Genomic DNA, 5169 nt, shown 5'->3' with positions numbered 1-5169 from the left:
GGATCTGTCGGTAGGCTGCTCGGATCTGCCGGTAGAAGGCGGGGAAGCACTCGGGCGCGTACTCATGGTTCCAACGGTAGGCCGCGGCGGTCCGTGGCGGGTAGCGTCCCAGGAGTGCCTATGTCGCCGGGTCCCATGGATGGCCTTCTTGTCGTCGATCTCACCCGGGTATTGGCCGGGCCGTTGTCCACGCTGATGCTCGCCGATCTCGGGGCGAGGGTCATCAAGGTGGAACGTCCCGGTCACGGGGATGACTCCCGCTCCTACGGTCCGTTCATGGACGACCGGTCGCTGTACTTCGCCCGGGTGAACCGCGGCAAACAGTCGATCGCGCTCGATCTGAAGGATCCGGACGACCACGCGACGTTACTTTCCATCATCGACCGCGCCGATGTGCTGGTGGAGAACTTCCGGCCCGGCGTGATGGACCGGCTCGGTCTCGGCTGGGGCACGTTGTCGGGACGTAATCCTCGACTGGTTTACGTGAGCATCTCCGGCTTCGGGCGGACCGGCCCGTGGCGAAACCGGCCGGCCTACGACGCGGTCGTGCAGGCCGCCACCGGGATTATGTCGATCACCGGGTCACCGGACAGCGACCCGGTGAAGCCCGGCGTCCCGATCGCGGACCTTGCGGCCGGTCTGTATGCTTTCGGCGCGATCGGGGCCGCATTGTACGGGCGGCTGGCCACCGGCCGCGGTACCCATATCGACATAGCCATGTTCGACGCCACACTGTCGTTGCTCGAGGGTGCGGCCCTGTCCTATCTGGCGACCGGTGTCACGCCGCCGCGCATCGGCAACGCACATTACTCGATCGCGCCGTTCGACACGTTCGCCTGCGCGGACCGCAGCATTGTGATCTGTGCCGCGAACGACAGCCTCTTCGCCGGGCTGTGCCGCGCGCTGGACCGCCCGGATCTCGGCACGGATCCGCGGTTCGTCACCAACAGTGCCCGGCTGGCGGCCCGGGAGGCGTTCAAGCAGGAAGCGGAGCGGACTCTTCGTGCCCAGCCGGCTGCGTATTGGCTGAAAGTGCTGGGTGCGGCGGGCATACCCTGTGGCCCCAAACAACGTGGCGGAGGCGGTCTCCTCCGAACAGGCTGTTTTCCGCGGCATGGTGGTCGACGCCGGGGGCCTTCCGCTGCCCGGGAATCCGGTGAAGATGGCGGACTGGCCGCAGGACTCCCGGCGGCCGCCGGAACCGGTACTCGACGCGGACGGCCCCGCGATCCGGGCCGAGTTCGGTTGATCCGGCGGTGCGCCGGTGACGGCGGTGGAAGTCGTGGGCGCGACACCCGGGACCGGGAACATTCCAACGGCTACCGGACGTCGACAGGGATGGCGAGCGGTGGGGTGGACGAGGGGACGTGGTCATGACGTGGCCTCCGGACGGGCCCGGACGAGCGGGGCGGCGGCCTGGATGGCCTGAGGAGCGCCGGCCCCCGGGCGGGGCTCCCGGGTGGCAGCAGCCACCGCCGCAGCCCGGATGGCAGCAGCCACCGCCGTCGCAGCCGCCGCCGTTCCAGCCGTCACAGCCGCCGCCCGAGCCCTTACCGCCCCGGCGCTCCACTGGGCGCCGCCTGGTCACCGGCGTGGCGGCGCTGGCGTCCGTCCTCGTACTGGCCGTCTCCGGCGGGGGCTGGCTGGCCCTGCGGCACTATGACAACAAGGTCACCCATGTGTCGCTGGCCTTCCCCGGCACCGAGCGGCGGCCGGGCGGGGCCGGCGGCGGTACCCGCAACATCCTGCTCGTCGGCTCGGACAGCCGCAGCGGTACGGACGGGGAGTTCGGTGAGGTCGAGGGCCAGCGGTCGGACACCACGATCCTCGCCCACCTGGACGCCGATGGCTCCACCACGCTCGCCTCGTTCCCCCGGGACCTGTGGGTGACGATCCCCGCCTACACCGACTCCGCCGGCCGCGCCCACGCCGCGCGGAAGTCCAAGCTCAACGCCGCGTTCGCGTTGGGCGGGCCGTCCCTGCTGGTACGGACCATCGAGACGCTGACGAAGATCCGTATCGACCACTACCTGCAGATCGACTTCATCGGGTTCCAACGGATGACGGACGCCCTCGGCGGGGTGACCGTGTGCGTGAAACCGCTGCCCAACGGGAGCCGGAGCAACCTCGACGACAAGATGTCGGGCTGGCACGGCCAGGTCGGCGACAACAGGGTCAACGGCGAGCAGGCGCTGGCCTTCGTCCGCCAGCGGTACGGCCTGCCCGAGGGCGACCTCGACCGGATCCGGCGTCAGCAGCAGTTCATCGGTGTGGTCTTCCGGTCGGCGACCAGCACCTCGACCCTGGTCAACCCGGTCCGGCTGGCTTCCCTGCTGGACGCGGCCACCTCGTCCGTGACCGTCGACGCCGGCACCTCCCTGACCGACCTGCAGCCACTGGCCGTCCGGCTGCGTGGCGTGGGCAGCGGGGGTGTCCGCTTCGAGACCGTCCCGGCGTCGCCTGGTCAGGCAGGCGGCCAGTCCGTGCTGCTCACCGACCCGAACAAGCTGGCGGCCTTCCTGGCGGATCTCTCCGGCCGGCGGCCGTCCTCCGCGAGCGCCGCGGCCGTCGACGGTGGCCCGCTGGGCGGGCCGGCCGGGCCGGCCATCACCCTGGTGGCCGCCACGGCCACGACCGACGCCACCGCGGGATCGTGCACCTACTGAACCTCCGGCCGCCGCTGGCCCGGCGGCGTGTGGCCCGGTGACGGGGTGTGGTCACCGCGCTCGTCGATGGCGGCGTTCAGTTCGGCGCCGAGCAGGACGGCCAACGCCGTGATGTAGAAGAACAGCAGCGCGGCCACGGGCGCCGCCACCGAGCCGTAGATCAGTTCATTGCCGAAGACCGTTTCCAGGTACAGCCGCAGCAGGTAGCTGCCGACGTTCCAGACCACCATGGCCAGCAGGGCGCCGGGCAGCGCCCGCCGCCACGGGCGCCGGGACGGCAACGACAGGTGGTACAGCGAGGTCAGCATCGTCAGGGAGAGGACCGCGACCACCGGCCAGAACAGGACCGTCAGCAGCCAGCCGACGAGGTGGTGGCGGTTGGCGTCGAGCAGTTCCGAGATCAGGTCCGGCCCGAGGACGAGCGAGGGCAACAGGATCACACCGCTGGCCACCTGGGCCAGGTACAGTCGCAGTGCCAGTAGCCGGCTGCGTACGGCTGATCGCAGCTGGCGCTGGCCGTAGGCGATCGTGATGGTGTTGACGTAGGTCGCCATGGCCGACGACCCGGTCCACAGCGACAGCAGGAAACCGATCGAGATCACATCCGGGCGCCCGTGGGTGAGGATCTCGTTGATCGTGGGGCGGATCACGTTGTCGACGACCGAGGGTGTCAGCAGGTCGTCGGCGGCGTTCAGCAGACTCTGACGGATGCTGTCGACGGCGTCCGCGCCGACCGCGTCCCCGACGTAGCCGATGGTGCCGAGGATCGCCAGTAGTAAGGGAGGCAGCGACAGCAGCTGCCAGAAGCCGGCCTCGGCCGCGAGGCCGAGCACGCGGTCGCGCCAGGCACGGGCCGCGGTCCGGCGGGCGAGGGTGAGAACACGCATCGACACCCGTCCGAGCAGGGAGGGCACTGTTCTCGGAGGCCGGGCCGGCAACGGCGACACGGGGCCTGACGGTGGCGCGAGGCCTGGCAGCGCGGCGGAAGCAGGATGCGTCAGATCAGCGGGCCGCGACGCATCGGACGCGGGACCAGGCGTCTGGAGCACCGCGGACAGCAACCTGTTCGCCAACCACACCGGACCAACGGTACGGCCTCGGGTTCACAGCGGCTCCAGCGGTCGTCGATTGGCCTGGAACCCGGCCGGCCGGCCGCTGCCGATGTCACCAGTTGCGCTGGCCTGGTTGCGCCGGCATGGATAACGGAGGCATGCCGTCGGTCGACGAGCCATGCCTCCGGGCCACATCAAAATGCCCCCGCTGACAACGTGTGATCGTGTCCGCGGGGGATCGCCGGGCCGATGTCCGCCGCCGGGTGGCGGGCGGTCAGGGAGAGACGGTCAGTTTGTCTGTTTCGTCATGGTATTCGACGGCCACGGCTCGTAGCTTCGAGTCGTGGGACTTGGCGTGATGCCGGCAGAACAGCAGTTCGCCGCCACCGGGAAGCACGACCCGCACATACGCCTGCGCGCCGCACCGGTCACACCGGTCGAGGTTGGTCAGCGTCGGTCTGGTAGTGGTTCCAGTCACACCATCTTCAACAGTCTTCGTCGGGATTTGGTTCCGCCCAGCGGTGTGACGGTTCCCTCAGGCCTCTCGGAGCCGTCGGCGACGCAGGTCAGGGCCGGGGCACGGCGGGAGTCGTGATGATCATAGGTGTGGTGATCACGTACGGCGCGCGCCGAAGACGATGTCGTCCCAGGCCGGTACGGACTTGCGGTTCTTGCGGCCACCGGAGCCGCGTTCCCCGGCCCGGCCGGCGGTGCCCGTGCGCCCGTTCCGGGGCGTCGGCGACGTCCGTGCGGCGAGGTCGGCCTGCCCGGCGGTGTCGTCGACGGCATCGGCGTCACCAGCGCCGTCGGTGGGGCCGACGCCGTCGGTGGGGCCAACGGCGTCGGCGGCACCGACGGCGTCCGCGATACCGGCCGTGGCTGTCCTGGCCGTGCCTGCGAGCGCGGCGGTGCCTGCGAGCGCGGCGGTGTTGGCTGGTTCGGACGTGCCGGCGAGGTCGGCGAGGTCGGCGATATCGGTGCTGCCGGCGGCGACCGCTGCCGGCACGGGAACTGCCGTGGCCGGGGGATGTACGGCGGGCACGGAAGGCGCGGCGGGCACGGAAGGCGCGCCGGACACGGAAGGCGCGCCGGACACGGTGGGCACCGGATGCGGGTGGACGGCCGGGGCCTCGGTGCGAACCTCGGTGCGAGCCGCCGGGCGGGGCAGCCCGTGGGTCCGTCCCCTGGCCGCGGCCGGCTGGATCGGGGTGGGCTGGACCGGGGCCGGCTGGACCGGGGTGGGCTGGACCGGGGTGGGCCGGACCGGGGCGGGCGCCGGCACGGCCGCCACCGTGGGCAGCGACACCGGTAGCGAGGCGTTGTCCACCGGCTGCGGGGGCAGCGGCACCTCGTACCCGGCGGCGGGCTCCTGGACCAGCGTCAGCGCGGGGGCGAGCGGCCGGGTGAAGACCGGCTGCGGCGGCGGCGGGGCGGCGGGCTCGGCCGGGGCC

The 5169-nt window shown here is 71.4% G+C and carries 4 protein-coding genes and 1 pseudogene; 2 read left to right on the top strand and 3 right to left on the bottom strand.

What is annotated here, in order from left to right; all coding sequences use genetic code 11:
* The first annotated feature begins 120 nt into the window (after positions 1–120).
* Entirely contained in the window at positions 121–1377 is a 1257-nt protein-coding gene (locus NBX02_RS18105; RefSeq protein WP_250292355.1) for a CoA transferase, read from the top strand.
* Positions 1378–1592: 215 nt separating this feature from the next.
* Positions 1593–2666, top strand: a complete 1074-nt coding sequence (locus tag NBX02_RS18100) for an LCP family protein (protein ID WP_250285934.1) — start codon at positions 1593–1595, stop codon at positions 2664–2666.
* Here NBX02_RS18100 and NBX02_RS18095 read toward each other — a convergent pair.
* The 3 genes and pseudogenes from NBX02_RS18095 to NBX02_RS18085 all read right to left on the bottom strand — a co-directional run.
* Positions 2660–3553 carry a YihY/virulence factor BrkB family protein gene (locus NBX02_RS18095; RefSeq protein WP_250285935.1) on the bottom strand — a complete coding sequence of 298 codons (894 nt, stop codon included), beginning with the start codon at positions 3551–3553 and terminating at the stop codon, positions 2660–2662. The two genes, NBX02_RS18100 and NBX02_RS18095, sit on opposite strands and share 7 nt — an antisense overlap.
* A 439-nt stretch (positions 3554–3992) precedes the next feature.
* Positions 3993–4196 (bottom strand): DUF7455 domain-containing protein, encoded by a 204-nt coding sequence (locus NBX02_RS18090; protein ID WP_250285936.1) that lies wholly within the window; start codon positions 4194–4196, stop codon positions 3993–3995.
* A gap of 135 nt (positions 4197–4331) precedes the next feature.
* Positions 4332–5169 (bottom strand): annotated as a pseudogene (locus NBX02_RS18085) (hypothetical protein); the annotation flags it as partial.

The sequence above is a fragment of the Protofrankia sp. CiP1_Cm_nod1 genome (genome assembly GCF_920888515.1).
Classification (GTDB): Bacteria; Actinomycetota; Actinomycetes; order Frankiales; family Frankiaceae; genus Protofrankia.
The sequence above is the reverse complement of the archived record's forward strand: the minus strand, read 5'-3'. Positions and strand labels throughout refer to the sequence as shown.